A 24,881-nucleotide genomic window follows, 5' to 3' on the forward strand; every position below is an offset into this window, starting at 1 on the left:
GCGACCCGGCGACCAGTTCGGCATTTACGCGCAGCACGAACTAGTCGCGGCGCCTTTCCCGGTGGCTCGAAACACGAACCGTCCCAGACAGAAATTTTGTGATCTTCTCCATACACTCTAAGAGTGTATTGCGGCACACGCCTCCGCATTTTGGCCGCTTGCCCTTGACCGATCGCAAAAGCGCGGCCATGTGAGCGACCAATTGAATGCGTCACGCAGCGGAATTCTTCTGCCGCCCCACAGCTGATATGAGACCTCATGGACGTCGTCGTCGTCGAATCGCCGGCCAAGGCAAAGACAATCAACAAGTATCTCGGCAAGAACTTCAAGGTTCTGGCCTCGTTCGGCCATGTCCGCGATCTGCCGGCCAAGGATGGTTCGGTGCGTCCCGACGAGGATTTCGCCATGTCCTGGGCGGTCGACACCGCGTCCGGAAAGCGTCTCACCGACATCGCCAACGCGGTCAAGGATGCCGATGGCTTGATCCTCGCCACGGATCCGGATCGCGAGGGCGAAGCCATTTCCTGGCACGTGCTGGAGGTGCTCAAGCAGAAGCGCGTGTTGAAGGACAAGCCGGTCAGCCGCGTCGTCTTCAATGCCATAACCAAGTCGTCGGTGCTGGAAGCGATGGCCAATCCGCGCCAGATCGATGCACCATTGGTCGATGCCTATCTGGCTCGCCGCGCACTCGATTATCTCGTCGGCTTCACGCTGTCGCCGGTGCTGTGGCGCAAATTGCCGGGCGCCCGTTCGGCCGGCCGCGTCCAGTCGGTGGCGCTGCGCCTGGTCTGCGACCGCGAATCCGAGATCGAGCGCTTCATCCGCGAGGAATACTGGCAGATCGCTGCCCTCCTCGGCACGCCACGTAACGACAGCTTCGAGGCGCGGCTGACCGCGTTCGAGCGCAAGAAGCTGCAGAAGCTCGACATCGCCAGCAAGGCGCAGGCCGACGATATCAAGGGCATGCTCGAAGGCGCGACCTTCAAGGCTCTGTCGGTGGAAGCCAAACCGACAAGGCGCAATCCTGGCCCGCCCTTCACCACTTCGACGCTGCAGCAGGCGGCATCGTCGGGCCTCGGCTTTTCGGCGACGCGCACCATGCAGGTGGCGCAGCGCCTCTATGAAGGCATGGAGATCGGCGGCGAGACCACCGGCCTGATCACCTATATGCGAACCGACGGCGTGCAGATGGCGCCGGAGGCGATCGACGCCGCCCGCGACACCATCGCCAAGGAATTCGGCCCACGATACCTCCCGGAAAAGCCGCGCCAGTACACAGCCAAGGCTAAGAATGCCCAGGAAGCGCACGAGGCGGTCCGCCCGACCGATTTCATGCGCACGCCGGCTTCGGTCAGGCAGTATCTCGATTCCGACCAGCTGCGGCTTTACGAATTGATCTGGAAGCGCGCCATCGCCAGCCAGATGCAGTCGGCCGAGATCGAGCGTACCACGGTCGAAATCGAGGCGGTCAATGGCGCTCGCACCGCGGAGCTTCGCGCCGTCGGTTCCGTCGTTCGCTTCGACGGCTTCATCGCCGCCTACACCGACCAGAAGGACGACGACGCCGAAGACGAGGAAAACCGTCGTCTGCCCGAGATCCGTGCCGGCGAGCAGCTGGCCCGTCAGGCGATCAATGCCACCCAGCACACCACCGAGCCGCCGCCGCGCTACTCCGAGGCGTCGCTGATCAAGAAGCTGGAAGAGCTCGGCATCGGCCGTCCGTCGACCTACACCGCGATCCTGAAGACGTTGGAAGACCGCGACTACGTCACCATCGACAAGCGCCGGCTGGTGCCGCAGGCCAAGGGCCGGCTGCTGTCGGCTTTCCTCGAAAGCTTCTTCGAGCGCTATGTCGAATACGACTTTACGGCCTCACTCGAGGAAAAGCTTGACGAGATTTCCGACGGCAAGCTCGCCTGGAAGGACGTGCTGCGCGACTTCTGGAAAGACTTTTCCGGCGCCGTCGCCGACATCAAGGAACTGCGCGTCACCGACGTGCTCGATGCGCTGAACGAGGAACTGGCGCCGCTGGTGTTCCCCGCGCGGGAGGATGGCTCGAATCCCCGCATCTGCCCAAAATGCGGCTCCGGCAATCTGTCGCTGAAACTCGGCAAGTTCGGCGCCTTCGTCGGCTGCTCCAATTATCCGGAATGTTCCTTTACCCGCCAACTCGGCGATGCCGCCAACCCGAATGGCGAGAATGGCGGCGGCGAGGACGCCACCAAGGTGCTCGGCAACGATCCCTACACAGCAGAGGAAATCACGCTGCGCTCAGGCCGCTTCGGTCCTTATATCCAGCGCGGCGACGGCAAGGAAGCCAAGCGCTCCAGCCTGCCCAAGGGCTGGACGCCCGACTCGATCGACCATGAAAAGGCCTTGGCGCTGCTGTCGCTGCCGCGCGATATCGGCAAGCATCCTGAATCCGGCAAGATGATCTCCGCCGGGCTTGGCCGCTATGGTCCGTTCGTTTTGCATGATGGCACCTATGCCAATGTCGACAGCATAGAGGATGTGTTCTCGATCGGCCTCAACCGCGCTGTCACCGTGATCGCCGAGAAGCAGCTGAAGGGCAAGGGCGGCCGCAATGGCGGCACTGCTGCCGCGCTGAAGGAACTCGGCGACCATCCCGATGGCGGCGGCAAGATCGTCGTGCGCGATGGCAAATACGGGCCCTATGTCAACTACGGCAAGGTCAACGCGACACTGCCCAAGGGCAAGGATCCGCAGTCGGTGACCGTCGAGGACGCGGTGGCGCTGATTGCCGAGAAGGAAGCCAAGGGCGGCGGCGGCAAGAAGCCGTTCCGCAAGGCGGCAGCCGCCAAGGCCCCCGCAGCCAAGACAACCACTGGCAAGACAACCACTGGCAAGAAAACCACAGCCAAGAAATCGGCGACCAAGAAGCCGGCGGCGAAGAAAAAGGGATAGCAGCGTGGCGCGCAGGATCACCGGTAGAAGCCACGGCGATCCGCGCACCGCCGATACCCGCGCCAAGGTCAAGGACGACTATCGCCCGTCGCGTGACGAAATCCTGCGCTACATCGCCGAGAACCCCGACCGCGCGGGAAAACGCGACATCGCCAAGGCGTTTGCCTTGCGCGGCGACGACCGCATTTGGCTGAAGGACATCCTGCGCGACCTGCAGGACGAAGGCATCCTGACCAAGGAGCGCAAACGGCTGGCCCGTGTCGGCGCCTTGTCGCATGTCGCCGTACTCGACATTTTTGGCCGCGATGGCGACGGCATCCTGCTGGCGCATCCTGCCGAGCCCGTAGGCACCGGCGAACCGCCCGTCGTCTCGATCCGCGTCTCGCGCGGCGGCAATGGCCCGCAGCCGGGCATTGGCGATCGTGTGCTGGCCAAGACCTTCCCGACCGACGAGGCGACCGGGCCTGCCTATACGGGCCGCGTAATGAAGATTTTCGAGAAGCGGACAGATGCCGTGCTGGGCGTCTTCCGTATCCTGAGGGACGGCACCTTCCGAATCGAGCCGGTCGAACGTCGCCAGCCCGAACTGATCGTCGACAAGGAATTCCAGAACGGCGCCAGGAACGGCGACCTTGTCGAGGTCGAGCCGGCGCGGGCCTCCCGGTATGGTTTGCCGCGCGCAAAAGTGCTGGCGGTGCTGGGCTCGCTGACCAGCGAAAAGGCGGTCTCGATGATCGCCATCCACGCGCACGACATTCCGCATATCTTCCCGGCCGACGTCATCGCCGAATCCGAGGCTGTAAAGCCGGCGACGCTTGCTCACCGCGAGGACTGGCGCGACCTGCCGCTGGTGACCATCGACCCGGCCGACGCCAAGGACCATGACGACGCCGTCTTCGCCACGCCCGACCTCGATGAGAAGAACCCCGGCGGCGTGATCGCCACAGTGGCGATCGCCGATGTTGCGACCTATGTCCGCTATGGCACCGCACTCGATCGCGAGGCGCTGAAACGCGGCAATTCTGTCTATTTCCCCGACCGCGTCGTGCCGATGCTGCCAGAGCGCATCTCCAACGACCTGTGCTCGCTGCGCGAAGGCCAGGACCGTCCCGCGCTTGCCGTGCGCATGATTTTTGCCGCCGATGGCCGCAAGCTGCGTCACACCTTCCACCGCGTCATGATGAAATCGGCGGCAAAGCTCGCCTATCCGCAGGCCCAGGCCGCGATAGACGGCCTTCCTGACGACAAGACCGGCCCGATCCTCGATACGGTGCTGAAGCCGCTGTGGGACGCCTACGCCATCCTGAAGCGCGGCCGCGATGGCCGCCAGCCGCTCGAGCTTGATCTGCCGGAGCGCAAGATCCTGCTCAAGCCGGACGGCACCGTCGACCGCGTCATCGTCCCGGAGCGGCTCGACGCCCACAAGCTGATCGAAGAATTCATGATCCAGGCCAATGTCGCCGCCGCCGAAACGCTGGAAGCGAAGAAGCAGGCGCTGGTCTACCGGGTCCACGATGCGCCGTCGCTGGCCAAGCAGGAATCGCTGCGCGAGTTCCTGCAGACGCTCGGCCTGTCGCTGGCGCGTGGCGCGCAGATGCGACCCGCCCAGTTCAACGGCATTCTCGAGCGCGTGCGTGGCGCCGACAATGAGGGGCTGGTCAACGAAGTGGTGCTGCGCTCGCAGAGTCAGGCCGAATATTCGCCCAAGAACATCGGCCATTTCGGCCTCAACCTGAAGCGCTACGCGCATTTCACCTCGCCGATCCGCCGCTATGCCGATCTGATCGTGCATCGCGGGCTGATTGCCGCACTTGGGCTCGGCCCTGGCGGGCTGACGCAGGACGAAGAGACGCGGCTGGAAGACGTCGCGGTGCTGATCTCCGGCACCGAGCGCCGCGCCATGGCGGCCGAGCGCGACACCGTCGACCGGCTGATCGCTGCCTACCTCGCCGAGCGCATCGACGACCGCTTCGACGCCCGCATTTCGGGCGTCACCAAATCGGGACTATTTGTCCAATTGCCGCAGTTTGGCGCAGATGGCTTCATCCCGGTGTCAAGTCTGGATGGCGATTACTATATATATGACGAAACCGCGCGATCGCTGTTCGGAGAACGCACCGGCAAGGGCTATCAGCTTGCCGACCGCGTCGAGGTTCGCCTGATCGAGGTGGCGCCTATGGCCGGCGCGATGCGTTTCGAGATGCTGACCGACCCGAAGCCCCTGCCCGGCTCCAAACGGTCGTTTCACAAGGCAAAAGGCCGCGCCCGCGCGTCGCAATCGCGCCCGGGGTCGCGCGGCAGGAGACGATAATGGCAAGCGAAATGGGAATCCAGAAGCAGGTTTTCGGCGGCGAACATCATTCGGGCCGAGTCGCCCGCCCGCTGTGGACGGCGATGAAGCGCGGCGCCCTTGGCCGCTGCCCGTATTGCGGCGAAGGCAGGTTATTCGCCGGCTTCACCAAAAGCGTCGACAAATGCGCCGCGTGCGGTGAGGAGTTCCACCACCACCGCGCCGACGACCTGCCCGCTTATCTCGTCATCGTCATCGTCGGCCACATCGTTCTCGGCGCCTTCATGGGCGTCGAGGCGACGTCGACGCTCTCCATGTGGCAGCACATCGCCATTTGGGTGCCGTTGACCATCGTGCTGTCGGTCGCTCTGCTGCAACCGGTCAAGGGCGCCGTCATCGGACTGCAATGGGCGCTCTATATGCACGGCTTCGGCGGCGAAAAAGACGGCACCGAGCCGCATCCCGGAACCTAGTTTGCGTCAGGGCAATGTCGCCTGGCGCAACATGCCGACCGTGAAAGGCCACTTTCGTTTGCCAGAAGTTTCCGCTAGGTCCTGCGCATGGAAGGTATGACCAAGGCGGAAGTCAGCAGGATGGACCGTGGCGCAGCCGCCCACAGCGGCCTGCCCATACGCCCGCGCGATGCCGCCACCCTGATCCTGCTCGACCGCGAGGGCGACGAGATTCTGGTGCTGATGGGCCGGCGCCATGCAGGCCACGCCTTCATGCCCGGCAAGTTCGTCTTTCCCGGCGGCCGCACCGATTCGGCCGACAGCCGCATTGCCGTTGCCACCCCATTGCTTCCGGAGGAAGAAGCCAGGCTGACCGCCGGCGTCGGCCGCATCAGCCCGTCGCGGGCCCGTGCCATCGCGCTCTCGGCCATCCGCGAGACTTATGAGGAAGCCGGCCTGCTCATCGGCCACAAAGGCTCGTTCGCAACCGACAAACGCGACTGGCAGGGCTTTGTCGAGCACGGCGTCCAGCCTTCGCTGGCGCCGCTGCGCTTCATTGCCCGCGCCATCACCCCGCCCAATCGCGTGCGTCGTTTCGACACCCGCTTCTTCAGCGCCTGGCGCAGCGATGTCGCCGTGGAACTGCCGGGTGGCGGCCCGACCAATGAGCTGGAAGAACTGGTCTGGCTGCCGCTCGCCAAGGCTAGAGAGGCCGATATCCCCGACATCACCCGAACGATCTTGCAGGAGCTGGAGACGCGGCTTGCCGGCGATCCGCGCCTGCGACCCGGTGGGTCCGTGCCGTTCTACCGGCTTGTCCGCAACCGCTTCGTTCGCGAAATTCTTTAGAGCAATTCCAGGAAAAGTGTGACGCGGTTTTCCGTCCGGAATTACGCAATATCAAACAGACAGAGTATTCAGGCATCACATGACGGTCGATACCCAGCAAGAGGGCGACGAGCGCGTACATTGGCTACCGATGATCGCCGCGATCTCGTCGATCAGCGTCGTCGGCATCGCCATAGGCCTCGGCATGCCGCTGCTCAGCGTTATTCTCGAGAGCCGCGGCCACTCGGCATCGATGATCGGCCTCAACACCGCGGTCGCCGGCCTCGCCTCGATCGCCGGCGCCCCGCTGGCCACGCCGCTGGCGATGCGCTTCGGCGTCGCCTGGACGATGATCGCCATGATCGCCGCCGGCGCGCTCGCCTTTGTCGGCTTCCACTTCGCGCCGGACTTCTGGATGTGGTTCCCACTACGCATCGTGCTGCACATCGCGCTGACGGTGCTGTTCATCCTGTCGGAATTCTGGATCAGCACCTCGGCGCCGCCGCGACGGCGCGGCCTGGTGCTCGGCATCTACGCCACCGTGCTGTCGCTCGGCTTCGCCGCCGGGCCATGGATCTTCGCCTATATCGGCAGCACCGGCTTCTTGCCGTTCGGCGTCATCATCGTCCTGGTCGCGCTGGCCGCAATCCCGGTGCTGGCCGCACGGAATGAAAGTCCCACAATCGTGGTTGACGGCGAAACCAGCAACTTCCTGCGCTATATCTGGCTGGTGCCGACAGCTACCGCCGCCGTGCTGGTGTTCGGCGCTGTCGAGACCGGCGGCTTTGCGCTGTTCCCCGTCTATGGCAACCGCATCGGCTATTCCGAGGCGGATGCAGCCCTCCTGCTCACCATGATCGGCCTCGGCAACGTGCTGTTGCAGATCCCTATCGGTATGATCAGCGACCGCGTCTCAGACCGCCGCTATCTGCTTTTGGCCTGCGCCACGGTCGGACTTGCCGGCACCATCTTCATGCCGTTCTTCGCCGGCAATTGGCACCTGATGGCGGCGCTTCTGTTCGTCTGGGGCGGCGTGGTGGCCGCCATGTACACGATCGGCCTTGCCCATCTGGGCTCGCAGCTCTCCGGCCATGAACTGGCCTCGGCCAACGCCGCCTTCGTGCTCTGCTACGGCGTCGGCATGGTGCTTGGCCCGCAGGCGATCGGCATCGGCATGGATGCCTTCGGGCCCTCCGGCTTCGGCTGGTCGCTCGGCCTGTTCTTTGCCGCCTATATCGCCTTGGTCAGCGCCAGGCTGATCCGCAAGATCTGGTAGCCTGTCCGCCGCAGCCTGCGCAATCCTGACCGGATGTCGCCCCTGCTGACAGAACCGTGTCAGGAGACCTCAGCTAAAAGGGTGTCCCAAAAAACCCGAGTTTGAGGATACGGCGATGATCGACAGCGGCTTTGAAACCACATCTCTGCGCATGACGCTTCTGCTGCTTGTCAGCTTCCAGGCCCCGGCAGCCGATGTCGACCGCATCATGGACGCCGTGGTCGCGATCGCGCCGCTGGCAATGGGCAAATACGACCGCAACGCCTATCAAACGGCGCACGGCATCGAACGCTACCGACCGCTGGAAGGTGCAGCCGCCGGGGTCGAAACCGAACTGCGCCGCCGCCCCGGCACCGTCGAGGTCTCGTTCGAGTTGCCCGACGACCAGGTGCTCGCCGCCCGCGTCGTCGAGGCAATTTTCCAGGCGCATTCCTACCAGGAGCCGGTGATCCGCATCCAGCCAATCCTCGCCAGCCGCTCCAAGGGCCTGGACGACCGCGCCAATCCGAATCGCTGGTGGAACACGACCGGGGACTGGAAGAAAGCGCTTCCAGTTAAGGAAGAAGCCTAGAAATCCGGCCCCGCTGAGGGCGAGCAACAGCGACCTTACCTTCTCTCCTTGTGGGGTGAGAAGCGGCCTCGTAGCGGACGAAAAGCCAATTGCTTGGCTTTTCAAGATTCGAACGCCCTGAGCCTCAGCCTCCATCGAGCCGGTGATAAAACCGGACAACCATGTGCTACCTAATCCGGACAACTCATGTGCTTACGACACAGGCAAGGCGTTGGGCTTGACTTTCCGGGCACGTTCTTTATGTGTCGCGCCAAGTTTCCCGCGTCCGGGTGTTTTCCCCCGCTCCAGCGGCCAAAACCCCACGAACATAACGGACTGATACAATGGCCAAAGCCGCAAACATCAAGATCAAGCTTCTGTCGACCGCCGACACCGGTTTCTTCTACGTGACCAGCAAGAACAGCCGTACCAAGACCGACAAGCTGTCGTTCCGCAAATACGACCCGGTCGCCAAGAAGCATGTCGAGTTCAAGGAAACCAAGATCAAGTAATCTGGTTTTCATACGCTCTGTCAAAAGCGCCGCCCCTTCGGGCGGCGTTTTTGATTCAAGGCCCCGAAAAGCCAGAACCCTCCGCTGTTTGGCGCGAAGTGCTCATCTCATTTTTTGGCAAAAAAGGGGGCCGGTCGGCGTATGGCAGCGGTACGAGGAGGCCACTATGTGCCAGCGCCGGCCGGCCGACCCCACGGACCCAGGAGATGCGGCGGACCTGAGCATCATGGGGTATTCGGCGAAGCGATGCGGCTGTCTACCCTCGTGCCCGCATCGCCCTTGTTCTTGCACCGCACATTTGCGCAACAATGTTTGAAAATCAATAGTTTCTTAACCAAGCCTGCCGAATCGCTTGGATTAAGGTAAATTCCTAACCCTGTCCGATTGACTGCATAATCGGTGGCCTAGCCTACGCTGCCTTGGCGACGACCCGGTTGCGGCCGCCACTTTTGGCTTCGTAGAGCGCCACGTCGGCACGTTTCATCAACGCCGCGACCGTGTCCGCGCCCTTCAGAACCGATGACACGCCGACGCTGACCGTGACTTCGATCGCCTTGCCTTCAGGGCCGATGGCAAAGGGCAGCTGGGCGATTTCGGCGCGAATGCGCTCGGCAACCTTCTCCGCCACCGCGCCGTCCGTGTCCGGCATCACAACGACGAATTCCTCGCCGCCGAAGCGGCAGGCAAGGTCGATGCCCCTGACGTTCTTGCGCAGCCGCCTTGCGAACTCGCGCAACACATCGTCGCCGCCATCATGGCCATGCGAGTCATTGACGGTCTTGAAGCGGTCCAGATCGGTGATCATCACAGACAGAGGCCGCCGCCGCGCCACGGCGCGGTCGAACAGCGTCTGCAAATGGCTGTCGAGGTAGCGGCGGTTGTGCAGCCCGGTCAATGCGTCGGTCACCGCCATCTCTATGGTCTGGGTGACGCTGGCGCGCAGCTGGTCATTGTAGCGCTTGCGGCGCACCTGCGTGCGCAGCCGCGCCGTCAGCTCCTGCTGGTCGATCGGCCGCATCAGATAGTCGTTGATGCCGAGTTCGAGGCCTCTGATGATGCGGCCCTCCTCGCCTTCGTCGGCAATCAGGATGATCGGCAGGAAGCGGGTGCGGTCGAGCGAACGCAATTGCGAACACAACCGCAGCGGATCGAAATCGGTAAAACCGGTCGAGATCAGCACGCACTCATAGGGCGCCTCGGCGGCCTGGAAGAAGCCGGCATGCGGATCGGTGGCAATGTCGAGCTCGGCGCTGCCGCGCAGCATGTTCTGGATGCGCTCAACCGACGATTTGCGCTCGTCGATCAACAGCACCTTCGGCGTGGCGTCCTCCGACGCGAAGCTGCGGCTCAACAGCGCCTCGATGCCGATGTTGCGGGTGGTCGATGCGCGCAGCCGCAGCTCGTCGGTCAGCGACTTCAGCCTGACCAGGCTCTTCACCCGCGTCATCAGTTGCAGATCGTTGACCGGCTTGGTGAGAAAGTCGTCGGCGCCTGCCTCGAGGCCGCGCACCCGGTCGGCAACATGGCCCAGCGCGGTCACCATGACCACCGGTATATGCGCGGTCGCCGGATCGCTTTTCAGCCGCTTGCAGACCTCGAACCCGTCCATGCCGGGCATCATCACGTCGAGCAGCACGACATCGACCTTGCCGTTTTCGCAGGCCTCGATCGCGTCCGGCCCGTTGGAGGCCGTCAACACCTCGAAATATTCGGCCAGCAGCCGAACCTCGAGAAGTTTGACATTGGCAGGGATGTCGTCGACGACGAGGATCCGCGCGGTCATGTCACAAGGCTCCGGCTGAAGGCATCAGGCATCAGGCATCACCGAGATAGGATTTGATGGTCTCGATGAAACGCGGCACCGAGATCGGCTTGGAGATGTAGGCCTCGCAACCGCCCTGGCGAATGCGTTCCTCGTCGCCCTTCATGGCGAAGGCGGTGACGGCGATGACCGGAATGGAATGGAGGTCGTCGTCCTCCTTCAGCCATTTCGTCACTTCCAGCCCCGACACTTCGGGCAGCTGGATGTCCATCAGGATCAGGTCGGGCCTGTGCTGGCGCGCCAGATCGAGCGCCTCGAGCCCGTTGCGCGTGCGCACCGTTTCATAACCGCTGGCTTCGATGAGGTCGCGAAAGAGCTTCATATTGAGCTCGTTGTCCTCGACGATCATGACCTTCTTAGGCATCGATTTCCCGTCCCGGCCAGGCTTCTGCCCGAAGCCCTGCCGCTATGCGCCTTTGTCGAAGCACACCAAACCCTCGCTCACTCTTAAGGCAATATGATTGACGAAATGCAAACCCGAAGCGGCAAAAGCCATTCGGATTCCACCTCGAAAACCACATTGGATCGGGGCTGTGGCTTGCCGCAGGCGACGCTTGCGATTACTGCGGAAAAGAGACTCATTTCCGCAACGAGAAAGTAGTGATGGCAAACGCAGCGTCAATGCGCGAGGAAGCGGAAACCATTGCCGTGAAGGCACTGGGCTTCGTCGCCGCCGACCCCGAACTCCTGCCGCGCTTCCTGGCCATCACCGGCATCGAGGCGTCCGCCATCCGCCGCGCCGCGGCCGAACCGGGATTCCTTGCCGGCGTGCTGCAGTTCATCCTCGCCCACGAGCCGACCTTGCTGCGCTTTGCTGAGGAAACCGACACTCCGCCGGCCTCAGTCGGCAAGGCGTTGCGCGCGCTGCCTCTTGGCGGCGACGACCATGAGCATTCGATATGAGCGACGATCCCGAGACGGCACGCCAGATCGCCGAACTTGCAGCCGACGACCGGCCTCTGCTGATCCTCGATGTCGACGATGTTGTGCTCGAATTCATCCGGCCGTTTCCGCATTTCCTGAAATCGCGCGGCTTCGGCCTGACGCTGGCCTCCTTCCGCCTCACCGGCAACATTGCCGAAACGGCGAGCGGCCGGCTGATCGAACAGCCGGAGGTGACGGCACTTCTCGGAGATTTCTTCGATACGCAGGCCGACTGGCAGAGCGTTACCGACGGTGCCGAACAAGCGCTTGCCAGCCTCAGCGACCGCGTCGAGATCGTCCTTTTGACCGCCATGCCGCACCGGCATCGCGCCGCCCGCCGCGCCCATCTCGATGCGCTCGGTCTGCCCTATCCGCTATTGACCACCGAAATGGCCAAGGGACCAGCGGTGGCCAAATTGCGTGGTAGCAGAGGCCGGCCGGTAGCCTTTGTCGACGACCAGCCCGCCAACCTCATCTCGGCACGCAACTCGGTTGCCGACGCCCATCTCTTCCACCTGATGGCCGACAATTCGCTGCGCGCCTTCCTGCCGCCGGTGCCGGACGACATCATCTCCGTCGAGGACTGGCACGAGGCCGCGCCAAAGATTGCTAGCGCGCTGGGACTCTGAGTTAGCCGCCCCCGAGGTCAGTGCTCAAGGCTTCGTTGCTGTCCCAGGGATCGCATCCGGATCGGCGTTGTCTTCCCCGACCGGATCAGGCCCCTTCAGCATCGCGCCGTTGACCGTCACCGACCCATCATGCCTGGCGTTGATCACCCATTCGATACGGCCGTCCGGCAGCGTCTTGGCGAATCCCTTAATCGCAAGCGCCCCTGTGAAAGCCTGCGAGGCCTCCGGGTCAGATTTAGCCGCCGCCTGCAAGGTTTCAACGATCTTGTCGTAGCCGGTTACGTTGACGGTCACGCTCGCATCCGGCTTCTTGCCGGGGAACGTCATTTCGCCCTCCATGGCGACCTCGATGTCGCCGTTCTTCACCGTGCTGTGCCCGAGAACGAATTTTGGTATCTTGGCCAGGAAATTGGCGGAAATCTCGTCGCCGAAATCTGGCGGCAGCGGTGGATCCTTGCTGAAATCGAGGGTGTCGATGGTTTTCCTGGCCATACTGTCGAGATCGATGTTGGCGCCGCCGAAATTCAGGTCGAGATCCGTCGGCAGCAACGCAACGGTCCAACTGGGCAGCATCTGCTGCGGTATTGTCAGGCCGGAAACCTTGAATGCGTAGCTGATCTTGCCGTCCTTGCTGATGCCGTCCATGCCGACAACGGTGTTCAGCTGCGCCGCGCCGAAATTGCCGGCATATGTTTCAATGGCAAGGTTTTTGAATGCGTAGGTCCCATCGATCCGTTCCCATAGCGGCAGCGCACCGAGCAGAAGCGTTTTGAACTCTGCTTGATCGGCCTTCAGCCGGGCCTCGTCCTCATGGGCGACGGCGAACGCCAAAAGATCCAGAAGCGGCTTGGTCTGAATGGCCTTAGCGGTCACGTTCACAGCGAGCTCCGGTGCCCGGAGCGCTGCGATTGACCGGTCATCGATTTTGACCGTTTCGACGAAGTCCGCCATCGCCTGTGTGAAATTAAGATCGACGCCGCCGTTGGCCGACTTCCTGGCGTCAATTTTGGAAGAGCCCAGCCCCACGCTCAAATCGGTCAATTGACTGACTTGGCGCGACGTCATCGTCATGCCCGCAATCGAACTGGTGCCGCTGGTAAATGCCGCCAGTTCCGGGTCATAGACGCCCGTGAACTTGCCATCCTTGACAACGATTTGCCCGGTGTTCAGGCCATTTGGGCCATTTACCTCGATGGACCCAGTCGTAGAGAAATCCGAGGCGACATCCCAGCCTCCGTCGCTGCGCGGTTTGACCCGCAGCGTGACGGGCGGGAAATCGAACCGCTTCAGATCCTGCTTCGGCATCTTCGCCACAAGCGCCTTCACATCGAAGGTGATCTTGTAGGCACCCTCCTCGGCTGAGATCTTCAAAATGCCTTCATTGAGCGCCTGTTTGCCGACATAGCGAGAGAGCTCATCGGAAAGTTGCTTGGCACCTTGGGCATCGACAGCCTGGCCAAAGGCAGGAGCGCTGAGGGCGAGAAGGAAAGCAAGCGGCAAGACACGGTTCACAAAATTCTCCATTTGACCAAAAAGGAACGCTTCGTTCGTCTGCTATGACACCAACCTACAGCTTCCACAGGACATCAACAAACGCCGACGGGTAATTGACTACAACACCAGCCGCATCAGCGGCCGTCCGGCCTTGCGTTCGACAAGCCGCTCGAAGCCGGCCTTTTCAAACACACGAGACGAGCCGACGAACAGCCCGATCGAACGCGAATCGCGCGACACGTCGATCGGACACGCCTCGACCAGCCGCGCCTTGTTCTGGCGGGCAAAAGCGATGCCGCCCTCGACCAGGCGGTGGCTGACGCCCCGGCCGCGCGCGCTGGCGCGGATGAAGAAGCAGGAGATGGCCCAGACGCCGGGATCTACGGCGTCGGTTGGATCGACCGGCGCCGAGCCCCGGCCCCGATTGTTCCATTCGGGCACGTCGGCGCGTGGACCGATCTGCATCCAGCCGACCGCCTGGCCGTCCTCGAAGGCCAAAAGCCCCGGCGGCGGCCCGGCCTCGATACGCGCCTTGATATGATCCTTGTTGCGCTGCTTGTCGCTGGCCCGTCGGACCGCCGGCGCCATCCGGAAATGCGTGCACCAGCAGCCGTAACAGGCGCCCTGCTTGCCGAAAAGATCCTCGAAATCCGCCCATAGGTCAGGCGCCAGCGGCGCTATGGTGGTGCTCATGAGTTCTCTCCCGGCTAACCGCTTGTGGCGGCTTCCGTCCTGACGTACCATTGCATCTGTTCTCTTTATGTTCGCAGCGATGGCGGCCCCTGTCAACAATCCCGAGCACGGTTTTTGCCGCGACTGCCTGACCCTTCAGCGCAGCGATACCAGGCGCTGTGAGCGTTGCGGCAGCCCTCGACTCACCCGCCATCCCGAGCTCTACCAGCTGCATCTGGCGCATATCGATTGCGACGCCTTCTATGCGGCGATCGAAAAGCGCGACAATCCGGCGCTGAAGGACAAGCCGCTGATCATCGGCGGCGGCAAGCGCGGCGTCGTCTCCACCGCCTGCTACATCGCCCGCATCAAGGGGGTGCGCTCGGCAATGCCGATGTTCAAGGCGCTCGAAGCCTGTCCGGAAGCGGTCGTCATCCCGCCCAATATGGAGAAATACGTCCGCGTCGGCCGCGATGTCCGCGCCTTGATGCAGGCGCTCACGCCGCTGGTCGAACCGCTCTCCATCGATGAGGCGTTTCTCGACCTTGCCGGCACCGAGCGCCTGCACGGCATGCCGCCGGCGGTGGTGCTGGCGCGCTTTGCGCAGACCGTCGAAAAGGAAATCGGCATCACCGTTTCGGCCGGCCTTTCCTACTGCAAGTTCCTGGCCAAGGTTGCCTCCGATTTCCGCAAGCCGCGCGGCTTTTCGGTGATCGGCGAAGCCGAGGCGCTGGGTTTCCTGGCCGAACAGCCAGTGACGTTGATCTGGGGCGTAGGCAAGGCTTTTGCCGCAACGCTCGAACGCGACGGCATCCGCAGCATCGCCCAGTTGCAGCGCATGGAGCGCGCCGATCTTATGCGCCGCTATGGCGTGATGGGCACCCGGCTCTACCATCTCTCGCGCGGCCAGGACGACCGCCGTGTCGATCCCGACCAGGATGCGAAAAGTGTGTCGGCCGAAACCACTTTCGACACCGACATAGCTGAAATGGGCGAACTGGTTCCAGTGCTGAGGGGATTGTCGGAAAAGGTCTCGGCGCGGCTGAAGAAGTCAGGCATTGCCGGGCGCACCGTGGTGCTGAAGCTGAAGACGCAGGATTTCAAGCTGCGTACCCGCAACCGCCAGCTCGGCGATCCGACCCGGCTGGCCGACCGCATTTTCCAGACCGGGCTCGAGCTGTTGCGCAAGGAGGCGGACGGGACAAAGTACCGGCTGCTCGGCATCGGTGTCAGCGATCTCTCGGATGACGAGAAGGCCGATCCGCCCGATCTCGTCGACGTCGGCTCGCGCAAGCGCGCCATGGCCGAAAGCGCCATCGATACGCTGCGCGACAAGTTCGGCAAGAAGGCGGTGGAAACCGGCTACACCTTCGGTAAAGGCCGCAACGCCAACCCGCCGGAGCCGATCGAGGAGTGAGACGGCTTAGATACGCTTGAGATCGATGCGGCTCGTCACCACGTTCTTGCCGGTTTTCGGATCGACGTCGGTAACGGTCAACCGCATTCCGTCGCCGCTGGTTTTCTCCACCGTCAACCACGCCTTGCGATCGCCATTGACCTCCGCCGCCCAGCGAATGCCGAGACTGATCGCGTTCCCGGAACGGCTGCCGGCGAGCTGTGCCGGCCCGGTGCGCGACCCGACATAGACGCCAGTATACTTCGCCCCGCGGGCCTTCAGATTGGCGCTGATGGCGCGCGTCACCACGACAAGACCACGGCAATTGCCGTCAAGCGACAATGAACTCGAGGTCGCGTCGGAATTGAAGGTGCAGGACACATTCACCGTCGGTGCGTCGGTGGTGACCTTGACTGTCCCCTTGCCGGAGAAATTCCCTTGCAAGGAGCTGAGAAAATTCGCCTCGTCGGCATGGGCCGCGGCGCTTGCAGTTAGCAGGCAGCCGGCTAGCAGAAACCGCGCGAATGATTTCATCGGAATCTCTCCCCCGTTGATGTTTAAGAAACGATGCGTCCAGCAATTGGCCAATACCGGGAACCAACGCCTGCCGTTGCGTCAGGTTCCACTTCCAGCATGGCTGTTTTGCAACGGGTCTGGCCCAGTCGAATGCGTCGCCTAGCGGTTGCGATGGAAGCCCCGGCTTGCGACATAGCGCCTATGGCACCTTCCCCATCGATCCCCAAAGCCGCGTTCTGGATGGCGCTGTCGATCGCCTCGTTCCTGGCGATGTCGGTCGCCGGCCGCGCCACGACCGCGGAGCTCAACGTGTTCCAGGTGCTGGAACTGCGCTCGGTGATCGGCTTTTTCATCCTGCTGCCGCTGGTGATTGTGAGCGGCGGCTTTGCGGCGATGCGCACGCAGCGCCCCGTCGCCCATCTCGCCCGCAATGTCATCCACTATACCGGCCAGGCGGCATGGCTTTACGCATTGACACTGATCCCGCTGGCCGTGCTGATTTCGATCGAATTCACGACGCCGATCTGGACGGCCCTGCTGGCGGTGGCCTTCCTCGGCGAAAGGCTCTCCCGACCCAAGCTGGCGGCGATCGCGCTGGGGCTGATCGGCGTGGTGATCATCGTGCGGCCCGGCGTTGGCGCCGTCGATCCGGGGCACCTGATCGTGCTCGGCGCCGCTGTCTGCTTCGGCATTTCGGTGGTCATGGTCAAGTCGCTGACACGCACCGACAGCGTCGTGCGCATCATCTTCTGGATGCTGATCATCCAGTCGGTAGTCGGCTTGATCCCGGCGCTCTACGAATGGCGCAACCCGCCACTGGAACTCTGGCCGTGGATCGTCCTGATCGCCTTCACCGGCATGTCTTCGCATTTCTGCATGGCCCGCGCACTCGCCTATGCCGACGCGACCGTCATCTCGCCGATGGACTTCTTGCGCGTGCCTTTATCGGCGCTGATCGGCTGGCTGCTCTATAGCGAGCAGATCGACGCCTTCACCGCCGGCGGCGCCCTGCTGATCCTGCTGGGCAACCTGCTCAACCTGCAGCGCAAGGCGCCGCAACCAGCGGAAGTGGCTACGTCATAGCACCGCCGCCAATCAGCTTCCTTCGTCGGGGATGTTGAGGAGATGCCCGCAGGCCTTGCAATGCACGGCGTCCGGTTCGTGCCGCTGCAGGCCGCATTGTGGACAGGGAAAGAGCACCTTGGCCGGTCGGAAGATCGCTGTCGCCAGCCTGACGAACAGCGAGATGCCGATGATCATGGTGACGATTGCGGTCAGCTTGCCGGCAATTCCCGGCAGCACGATGTCGCCGAAACCGGTCGTCGTCACCGTGGCAACGGTGAAATAAAGCGCATCGACATAGTTTTCGAGGCCGGCGCCGAAGCGGAAGAAGAAGGTGTAGACGAAACCGGTGATGACGAAGAGAAACGTCAAAAGGTTGATGACCGCCTGGCTCGCCTCGCGCCATGGCCTTAGCCCGCGCATCTCGAAATGCCGCCACAGCGAGCCGCTGCGCGACAGCGACCACAGCCGCAGGATGCGCAGGAACGCCAGATTTGCCAGCGCCGTCGGCATCAGCAGCGTCAGAAGGATGAAGACATCGACCCAGGATGTCGGCTGTTTCATCAGCCGCAGCATGTCGTTGGAGGCTAACAGCCGGGCAATCAGGTCGGCGGCGACCAATGCGGCGACGGTATAGTCGAGCCACAGGAATGACGGCTTGTCCTGGAGCACCGGCGTGGCAACGAAGAAGGCGATGATGGCGAGGTCGATGATGACCGCCACCAGCTGAAACCGGAACGCCGCCGGCGTGCGTCCGTGATAGAGCTTGCGCAGCCGGTCACGCAGCCGCGCCATCGCTGAGCTTTGCTGCAATCCGTCCTTCTCGGCTGCTTTCATCACCAAGTGCGTAACTGTCCCAGCCGGGGCCGTCTAGAGCATGATCCCAAAAAGTGGGTGCCGGTTTTTGGAAAAGATCATGCTCCAACAAAGGGTTAGATCATGATGAGATTTCAACCAAATCTCATCATGATCTGACCCGGTGATCGTCACCCCTCCACCACCTTGCCGTCCGGCCCGACGAGGCGCCAGGCCGAGGCGGTGTCGTAGACGAACCGCTCCTCCGCAATCCGGTCACCACGCCAGCGCTGCAGGGCCACCTCTTCCAGCCGGCGCACGGTGCCGGCCTTGTCGACACGGTCGAAGGTCCAGCGGATGGCGACATTGTCGCCATCGACCAGGAATGTCTGGACAGGATGGGTGTGCATCTTCTCGATCCGATCGAGTGCTGCCTGCTCATGCGCCATCAGTGTTTCCTTGCCGCGCCGCGGGACGCCGAGATTTTCCTGCATGGTGGCATCGTCATGGTAGAAGTCGGCGATCGCTTTGACGTGGCTGCCTTCGACCACCTCCTTGAGGAAGGCTTCGACGCGTTCGCGGCTGGGCATGATTGTGCGTTCCTTTGAAGTTTCTGCTCAACGCATGTGGTTCAAAGGAAGGTCAGGTCAACCACGCCCCGCACGCTGGCCCTATCGGCTGCAATGTCAGGCCCAGAGCATCTTTATGCCGTCATGCACTGGCCGACGTCGATGCGATTGCCGTGTATATCAGCGCAGCCTAGACGAGCTCGACTTCGACCACACCCGGCACCGCGCGCATGGCCGACGCGATCTGCGGCGAGATGCGGTAGCGGTTGGGCAATTCGATCTCGATCTCGCCCTGCGCCTCTTCTTTGATGACGATAATGCTTACCTGACTTTCCCCACGCTGGGTAAGCTGCGATTGAATCGCCGACGCAGGCCCGTCATTTCGAACGAAGATGCGCAGCGCCTTCTGGATACGGCTGGCCTCATCCTCCAGCGACTGCACCGTCTGGATGCGCAGATTGACCCCTTCGGGCCTATCCTCGGCCGAAACGGTGATCACCACCGAACGTCCGGGCTCGAGCAGATCGCGATACTGCGCCAACCCTTCCGAAAACAGCACGGCTTCATATTGGCCAGATGTGTCGGAAAAGGCGATGACGCCCATCTTGTTGCCGGTTCGGGTCTTGCGCTCCTGCTTGGTGGTGACGGTGCCGGCGAGCCGGCCCGCGGCGGCACCGCGTTTGACCGCAGCCGAGAACTCGCCCCAGTTCTGCACGCGCATCTTCTGCAGGGCCGCCTTGTACTCGTCGAGCGGATGCGCCGAAAGATAGAAGCCGACGACCTGGAATTCACGGTGCAGCCGGTCGGCGGCAAGCCACGGATCGGTCTGCGGCAAATTGAGCGCCTGCTGCTGCGCGCCGAGCGACGCGCCGAAAATGTCGTGCTGGCCCGAAATGGCATTCTGCTGCGCCAGAGAAGCCAGCCCCATCATCCGTTCGACGCCGGCCATCATCTGGGCGCGGTCGTGGCCGAAGCAGTCGAGCGCGCCGGCCATGATCAGGCTTTCGAAGACGCGCTTGCCGACGATCTTGGGATCGACCCTTTCACAGAAATCGGCGAGATTCTTGAACGGCTTTTCGCCGCGCATGGCGACGATGTGCTCGACCGCAGCGTCGCCGACGCCCTTGAGGGCCGCCAGCGAATAGTAAATGCGGTTCTCGCCGACCTCGAAATTGCGGAAGCTGGTCATCACCGACGGCGCCACCACCTCGATGCCGAGACGCAGCGCATCCTGGCGGAAATCGGCGAGTTTGTCGGTATTGCCCATGTCGAGCGTCATCGACGCCGCCAGGAACTCGACGGGGTAATGCGCCTTGAGATAGGCGGTCTGGTAGGACACGACGGCGTAGGCGGCCGCGTGCGATTTGTTGAAGCCGTAGTCGGCGAACTTGGCCAGAAGGTCGAAGATGAAGTCGGCCTGCGGCTTGCCGACGCCGCGTTCGACCGCACCGGTGACGAAACGCTCGCGCTGCTTGTCCATTTCGGCGCGGATCTTCTTGCCCATCGCGCGACGCAGCAGATCGGCTTCGCCGAGCGAATAGCCCGACAGTTCCTGCGCGATCTGCATCACCTGTTCCTGGTAGACGATGACGCCTTGCGTCTCCTTCACCAGATGGTCGATCTTGGGATGGATCGATGCCATCTCCTCTTCGCCATGCTTTCTGGCGTTGTAGGTCGGGATGTTCTCCATCGGGCCGGGACGGTAGAGCGCCACCAGCGCGATGATGTCCTCGATGCAGTCGGGCCGCATGCCGATCAGCGCCTTGCGCATGCCGGCACTTTCCACCTGGAACACACCGACCACTTCGCCGCGCGACAGCATGGCGTAGGTTTCAGGATCGTCGAGCGGGATCGTCGCCAGGTCGATCTCGATGCCGCGCCGGCGGATCAGCTTCACCGCCGTCTCCAGCACCGTCAGCGTCTTCAGGCCGAGGAAGTCGAATTTTACGAGCCCGGCCTGCTCGACATATTTCATGTTGAACTGGGTGACCGGCATGTCGGAGCGCGGATCGCGGTACATCGGCACCAGTTCCGACAAGGGCCGGTCGCCGATGACGATGCCGGCGGCGTGCGTCGAAGCGTGGCGGTAGAGCCCTTCCAGCTTTTGCGCCATATCGAGCAGCGTCTGCACGATCGGCTCCTTCTCGGCCTCCTCGGCAAAGCGCGGCTCGTTGGCGATGGCATCCGCCAGCTTGACCGGATTGGCCGGGTTCTGCGGCACCATTTTGGAGAGCTTGTCGACTTGGCCGTAAGGCATTTGCAGCACGCGGCCGACGTCGCGCAGCACCGCGCGCGCCTGCAGCGTACCGAAGGTGATGATTTGTCCCACCTGGTCGCGGCCATATTTCTGCTGGACGTAGCGGATGACCTCTTCGCGCCGATCCTGGCAGAAGTCGATGTCGAAGTCGGGCATCGACACGCGGTCCGGATTGAGGAAGCGCTCGAACAGCAGCGAGAAGCGCAGCGGATCGATATCGGTGATGGTGGTGGAGTAAGCGACCAGCGATCCGGCGCCCGAACCACGGCCCGGCCCGACCGGAATGCCTTGCGCCTTCGCCCATTTGATGAAGTCGGCCACGATCAGGAAGTAACCGGGAAATTTCATCTTCTCGATGATGGAGAGCTCGAAATCGAGCCGCTCGCGGTATTGTTCGACCGTGTAGCCGGCGGTGGGTCCATGCGCCGCCAGCCGGGCGTCGAGACCTTCATGGGCCTGCCGGCGCAGTTCATCGGCCTCCGCTTTCAGCGCCACCTCATTGTCGGCGACATCGCCGCCGGTAAAGCGTGGCAGGATCGGATTGCGGGTCTTGGGATAGTAGGAACAGCGCAGCGCGATCTCGACGGTGTTGTCGATCGCTTCCGGCAGGTCGGCGAACAGCCGCGCCATATCCGCCTGGCTGCGCAGGAAATTGTCCGAAGTCAGCCGGCGACGGTTGTCGGCGGCAACGACGGACCCCTCGGCAATGGCGATCAGCGCGTCATGCGCTTCATAGTCGTCGCGGGCGGCGAAGAACGCCTCATTCGTGGCGACCAGCGGCAGATCATGGATATAGGCAAGGTCGACCGATGATTTCTCGATAGCGCGGTCATAACCGGAAACACGGTCCAGCTCGACATAGAGCCGGTCGCCGAACAGCGCCTTGAGTGCCAGAAGCCGCGTCTCGGCAAGATCTCGGCGATCCTCCTTCAGCGCCCGGCCGATCGGGCCGCGCGGCCCGCCGCTGAGGCAGATCAGGCCATCGCTATGGCCTTCCAGCATTGCTGACGTCAGATGCACGGGCTCGCCCGGCGGCGTCTCCAGATAGACCTGGCTGACCAGCCTGACGAGGTTGCTGTAGCCGGCCTCGGTGGCGGCGAGCAGCACCACGGCGTGCATCTCCGGACCATGGCGGCGGCGGTCGCGCTGCGCGTCGCTGGTCTCGCCGGAAAAGGCGAGATCGATCTGGCAACCGATAATCGGCTGGATGCCTTCCTTCACCGCCTTCTGGGCAAATTCCAGCGCGCCGAACAGATTGTTTGTGTCGGTGACTGCGATTGCCGGGCACTCGTCCTTGACTGCATGACCGACAACGGCGGCGACCTGCAAGGCGCCCTCGAGCAGCGAATACGCCGAATGCACGCGCAGATGGATGAACGGCCGCGCCGGCGCCTCCGGGCGCGCAGCAGCGAGCGCTGCTTCGCGCCTCAGGGGATCGCGTGGAAGTTTGTCATCCGCCATGATGTTTCAAATTGCTCGAAGGGCTTTGAGTCGATGGAGATGTATTGTCCCGGACCGGGCGATGCCAGTCCAGCACAAATGACCACCGACCACAGGCTTCCGTACCCAGCCGCACGGCTCAGAGATTGTTCGAAATTCGCTCTGGCGAGTCATATGATGGTGGTTTCGAGAACCGGAGCGCAGCGGCCATTGGTCCGTGAGCACGGGAAGCGCAGAAACCACCTTCAGATGGCCGCCGGAGTAGAATTTCCAAACAATCTCTAGGCGAACTCCATGATCACCGCATCGACAGCCAGGCTGTCACCCGGCTTGGCGTTGAGCTTCGACACGACAAGATCGCGGTCGGCGCGCAGCACGTTTTCCATCTTCATCGCCTCGACCACGGCCAGCGTCTCGCCGGCCTTGACCTCCTGCCCCTCGGCAACCGCGATCGACACGACCAGGCCCGGCATCGGGCAAAGCAGCATCTTGGACGTGTCCGGCGCCACCTTCTCCGGCATCAGCCTTTCCAGCTCCGCCGTGCGCGGCAGCATGGCGCGCGCCGTCACCGACATGCCTTTCCAGGCAATGCGCAGGCCGTTCGGCGCCGGCCTGATCTGCGCCGTGACCTTGCGGGCACCGACAGTGCCGCGCCAGATGAGGTCGCCCGGCCGCCAGTCGGACGCCACGGTCAGCGCTTTGCCGCCATCGACCGACAGATCGATTTCCATCGGAATGGAGATCATGCCCTCGATGATCGAAGCCTGGAGATAGTCGTCGCCGAGCTTCACCACCCAATCGCGCTTGAGTGCGCCCGAATGCGGCGCCAGCCGCCCGCCCAGCCGGTCAAGCCGATCGCGGCGCAGAAGCTCGACCGCGGTGGCGATCGCCGCCAGCACTGCCTTTTCATCGCCATTGGGCACGATCGGCGCGAAGCCGTCAGGATATTCCTCGGCGATGAAGCCCGTCGATATCCGCCCCTCGCGCCAGCGCGGATGCTGCATCAGCGCCGCCAGGAACGGGATGTTGTGCTCGATGCCGTCGACGACGAAACTGTCCAGCGCTTCCGACATGGCATCGATGGCCTCGATACGCGTGGGCGCCCAGGTGCAGAGTTTTGCCACCATCGGATCATAGAACATCGAAATCTCGGAGCCTTCGGTGACGCCGGTGTCGTTGCGGATGAAGACATCGCCGAACTTGCCCTCCTCCGGCGGCCGGTAGCGCGTCAACCGGCCGATCGAGGGCAGGAAATTGCGACAGGGATCCTCGGCATAGAGCCGGCTTTCCACCGCCCAGCCGTTCAGCTTGACGTCGCTCTGCTCGATCGCCAGCTTCTCGCCGGCGGCGACACGGATCATCTGCTCGACCAGGTCGATGCCGGTAACAAGCTCCGTCACCGGATGCTCGACCTGCAATCGTGTATTCATTTCAAGGAAATAGAAGTTCTTTTCAGCATCGACGATGAACTCGACGGTGCCGGCGCTCTGGTAGTCGACCGCCTTGGCCAGCGCCACGGCCTGCTCGCCCATGGCCTTGCGCGTCCTGGCATCGAGGAATGGCGACGGCGCCTCTTCCGCAACCTTCTGGTTCCGGCGCTGGATCGAGCATTCGCGCTCGCCGAGATAGAGGGCGGTGCCATGCGCGTCGGCCAGCACCTGGATTTCGATATGACGCGGATCGACGACGAACTTTTCGATGAAGACTCGGTCGTCGCCGAACGAGCTTTTCGCCTCCGAGCGCGCCCGGTCGAAGCCGTCGCGCACTTCCGACTGGCTCCAGGCAATGCGCATGCCTTTACCGCCGCCGCCGGCCGAGGCCTTGATCATCACGGGATAACCGATCTCGCCGGCGATCTTTTCGGCATGGTCGGCATTTTCGATGACACCAAGCCAGCCGGGAACCGTCGACACCTCAGCGGCCTTGGCGAACTTCTTCGATTCGATCTTGTCGCCCATCGCCTTGATAGCCTTGGGTTTCGGACCGATGAAGACAATGCCCTCAGCCTCAAGCGCTTCGCAGAAGGCGGCCCGCTCCGACAGAAAACCGTAGCCGGGATGCACGGCCTGCGCGCCCGTCTCCTTGCAGGCAGCGATGATCTTTTCAGGCAGGAGATAGCTTTGCGCGGCAGGCGATGGCCCGATATGCACGGCTTCGTCGGCCATTTCGACGTGCACGGCGTCGCGATCGGCGTCGGAATAGACCGCTACGGTGGCAATCCCCATCCTGCGCGCCGTCTTGATGACGCGGCAAGCAATCTCGCCGCGATTGGCGATCAGGATTTTCGTGAACATCGAAGGCGTTTCCTCGGGTCTTTCGTCCTTCTTATGGGCTTCGGCAGCCGGGCTCAAGCACCGCCGGCAGCGCACCCATCAAGACACTCCCTCCCCGCCAGGCCCGTGCCGAGAGGCGAAGATCGGGCTCGCCGACGACTGGGCCAAGATTTGCGCCATATTTGGTCGCCAAATCGGG

The 24,881-nt window shown here is 62.9% G+C and carries 20 protein-coding genes; 11 read left to right on the top strand and 9 right to left on the bottom strand.

Annotated features, from left to right (window positions below; translation table 11 throughout):
* The first annotated feature begins 258 nt into the window (after positions 1 to 258).
* From topA to rpmG, 7 genes are all read left to right on the top strand, one after another.
* Positions 259 to 2,925: a type I DNA topoisomerase gene (gene topA / locus NLY33_RS22270; RefSeq protein WP_023704548.1), complete on the top strand. Its 2,667-nt coding sequence runs from the start codon at positions 259 to 261 to the stop codon at positions 2,923 to 2,925.
* A gap of 4 nt (positions 2,926 to 2,929) precedes the next feature.
* The gene (gene rnr / locus NLY33_RS22275) at positions 2,930 to 5,236 is read left to right on the top strand and encodes a ribonuclease R (RefSeq protein ID WP_023704547.1); all 2,307 of its coding nucleotides are present in this window, start codon (positions 2,930 to 2,932) and stop codon (positions 5,234 to 5,236) included.
* Positions 5,236 to 5,688: a DUF983 domain-containing protein gene (locus tag NLY33_RS22280; protein WP_031196518.1), complete on the top strand. Its 453-nt coding sequence runs from the start codon at positions 5,236 to 5,238 to the stop codon at positions 5,686 to 5,688. Before rnr ends, NLY33_RS22280 begins: the two co-directional genes overlap by 1 nt.
* 87 nt (positions 5,689 to 5,775) lie before the next feature.
* Entirely contained in the window at positions 5,776 to 6,516 is a 741-nt protein-coding gene (locus NLY33_RS22285; RefSeq protein ID WP_023688314.1) for an NUDIX hydrolase, read from the top strand.
* A 79-nt stretch (positions 6,517 to 6,595) separates the two neighbouring features.
* Positions 6,596 to 7,771 carry an MFS transporter gene (locus NLY33_RS22290; protein ID WP_023704546.1) on the top strand — a complete coding sequence of 392 codons (1,176 nt, stop codon included), beginning with the start codon at positions 6,596 to 6,598 and terminating at the stop codon, positions 7,769 to 7,771.
* A 115-nt stretch (positions 7,772 to 7,886) separates the two neighbouring features.
* Positions 7,887 to 8,342 carry a YqfO family protein gene (locus NLY33_RS22295; RefSeq protein ID WP_023688312.1) on the top strand — a complete coding sequence of 152 codons (456 nt, stop codon included), beginning with the start codon at positions 7,887 to 7,889 and terminating at the stop codon, positions 8,340 to 8,342.
* A 323-nt stretch (positions 8,343 to 8,665) separates the two neighbouring features.
* Positions 8,666 to 8,833, top strand: coding sequence for a 50S ribosomal protein L33 (gene rpmG / locus NLY33_RS22300; RefSeq protein ID WP_006201775.1), 168 nt, complete (start codon positions 8,666 to 8,668; stop codon positions 8,831 to 8,833).
* Between the two features lie 409 nt (positions 8,834 to 9,242).
* On the opposite strand, the gene NLY33_RS22305 is transcribed toward rpmG, so the two are convergent.
* The gene (locus tag NLY33_RS22305; protein WP_023688311.1) at positions 9,243 to 10,616 is read right to left on the bottom strand and encodes a PleD family two-component system response regulator; all 1,374 of its coding nucleotides are present in this window, start codon (positions 10,614 to 10,616) and stop codon (positions 9,243 to 9,245) included.
* A 31-nt stretch (positions 10,617 to 10,647) separates the two neighbouring features.
* Positions 10,648 to 11,019: a response regulator gene (locus NLY33_RS22310; protein WP_023667574.1), complete on the bottom strand. Its 372-nt coding sequence runs from the start codon at positions 11,017 to 11,019 to the stop codon at positions 10,648 to 10,650.
* A 239-nt stretch (positions 11,020 to 11,258) separates the two neighbouring features.
* On the opposite strand from NLY33_RS22310, the gene NLY33_RS22315 reads away from it, so the two are divergent.
* Both NLY33_RS22315 and NLY33_RS22320 read left to right on the top strand, forming a co-directional pair.
* Positions 11,259 to 11,558, top strand: coding sequence for a DUF3572 domain-containing protein (locus NLY33_RS22315; protein WP_023688310.1), 300 nt, complete (start codon positions 11,259 to 11,261; stop codon positions 11,556 to 11,558).
* Complete coding sequence (locus NLY33_RS22320; protein WP_023681574.1) at positions 11,555 to 12,208, top strand: hypothetical protein; 654 nt, start codon at positions 11,555 to 11,557, stop codon at positions 12,206 to 12,208. Before NLY33_RS22315 ends, NLY33_RS22320 begins: the two co-directional genes overlap by 4 nt.
* A gap of 24 nt (positions 12,209 to 12,232) precedes the next feature.
* Here NLY33_RS22320 and NLY33_RS22325 read toward each other — a convergent pair whose 3' ends face one another.
* The gene (locus tag NLY33_RS22325; RefSeq protein ID WP_023681575.1) at positions 12,233 to 13,720 is read right to left on the bottom strand and encodes a hypothetical protein; all 1,488 of its coding nucleotides are present in this window, start codon (positions 13,718 to 13,720) and stop codon (positions 12,233 to 12,235) included.
* A gap of 99 nt (positions 13,721 to 13,819) precedes the next feature.
* The gene (locus NLY33_RS22330) at positions 13,820 to 14,395 is read right to left on the bottom strand and encodes a GNAT family N-acetyltransferase (RefSeq protein ID WP_023681576.1); all 576 of its coding nucleotides are present in this window, start codon (positions 14,393 to 14,395) and stop codon (positions 13,820 to 13,822) included.
* Positions 14,396 to 14,462: 67 nt separating this feature from the next.
* Here NLY33_RS22330 and NLY33_RS22335 point away from each other — a divergent pair, with 67 nt between their 5' ends.
* Positions 14,463 to 15,791, top strand: coding sequence for a DNA polymerase IV (locus NLY33_RS22335; RefSeq protein WP_023704545.1), 1,329 nt, complete (start codon positions 14,463 to 14,465; stop codon positions 15,789 to 15,791).
* Positions 15,792 to 15,797: 6 nt separating this feature from the next.
* On the opposite strand, the gene NLY33_RS22340 is transcribed toward NLY33_RS22335, so the two are convergent.
* Positions 15,798 to 16,304, bottom strand: coding sequence for a hypothetical protein (locus NLY33_RS22340; protein ID WP_023704544.1), 507 nt, complete (start codon positions 16,302 to 16,304; stop codon positions 15,798 to 15,800).
* Positions 16,305 to 16,487: 183 nt separating this feature from the next.
* Between NLY33_RS22340 and NLY33_RS22345 the strand changes: the two genes are divergently transcribed.
* Entirely contained in the window at positions 16,488 to 17,369 is an 882-nt protein-coding gene (locus NLY33_RS22345; RefSeq protein WP_023704543.1) for a DMT family transporter, read from the top strand.
* A 12-nt stretch (positions 17,370 to 17,381) separates the two neighbouring features.
* On the opposite strand, the gene NLY33_RS22350 is transcribed toward NLY33_RS22345, so the two are convergent.
* The 4 genes from NLY33_RS22350 to NLY33_RS22365 form a co-directional block, all read right to left on the bottom strand.
* Entirely contained in the window at positions 17,382 to 18,185 is an 804-nt protein-coding gene (locus NLY33_RS22350; RefSeq protein ID WP_023704542.1) for a potassium channel family protein, read from the bottom strand.
* Positions 18,186 to 18,334: 149 nt separating this feature from the next.
* Positions 18,335 to 18,733, bottom strand: coding sequence for a nuclear transport factor 2 family protein (locus NLY33_RS22355; protein ID WP_023667583.1), 399 nt, complete (start codon positions 18,731 to 18,733; stop codon positions 18,335 to 18,337).
* Positions 18,734 to 18,902: 169 nt separating this feature from the next.
* Positions 18,903 to 22,430 carry a DNA polymerase III subunit alpha gene (dnaE, locus tag NLY33_RS22360; protein WP_023704541.1) on the bottom strand — a complete coding sequence of 1,176 codons (3,528 nt, stop codon included), beginning with the start codon at positions 22,428 to 22,430 and terminating at the stop codon, positions 18,903 to 18,905.
* A gap of 260 nt (positions 22,431 to 22,690) precedes the next feature.
* The gene (locus tag NLY33_RS22365; RefSeq protein ID WP_023704540.1) at positions 22,691 to 24,703 is read right to left on the bottom strand and encodes an acetyl-CoA carboxylase biotin carboxylase subunit; all 2,013 of its coding nucleotides are present in this window, start codon (positions 24,701 to 24,703) and stop codon (positions 22,691 to 22,693) included.
* Positions 24,704 to 24,881: the final 178 nt, after the last annotated feature.

Source organism: Mesorhizobium sp. C432A, assembly GCF_030323145.1.
Classification (GTDB): Bacteria; Pseudomonadota; Alphaproteobacteria; order Rhizobiales; family Rhizobiaceae; genus Mesorhizobium.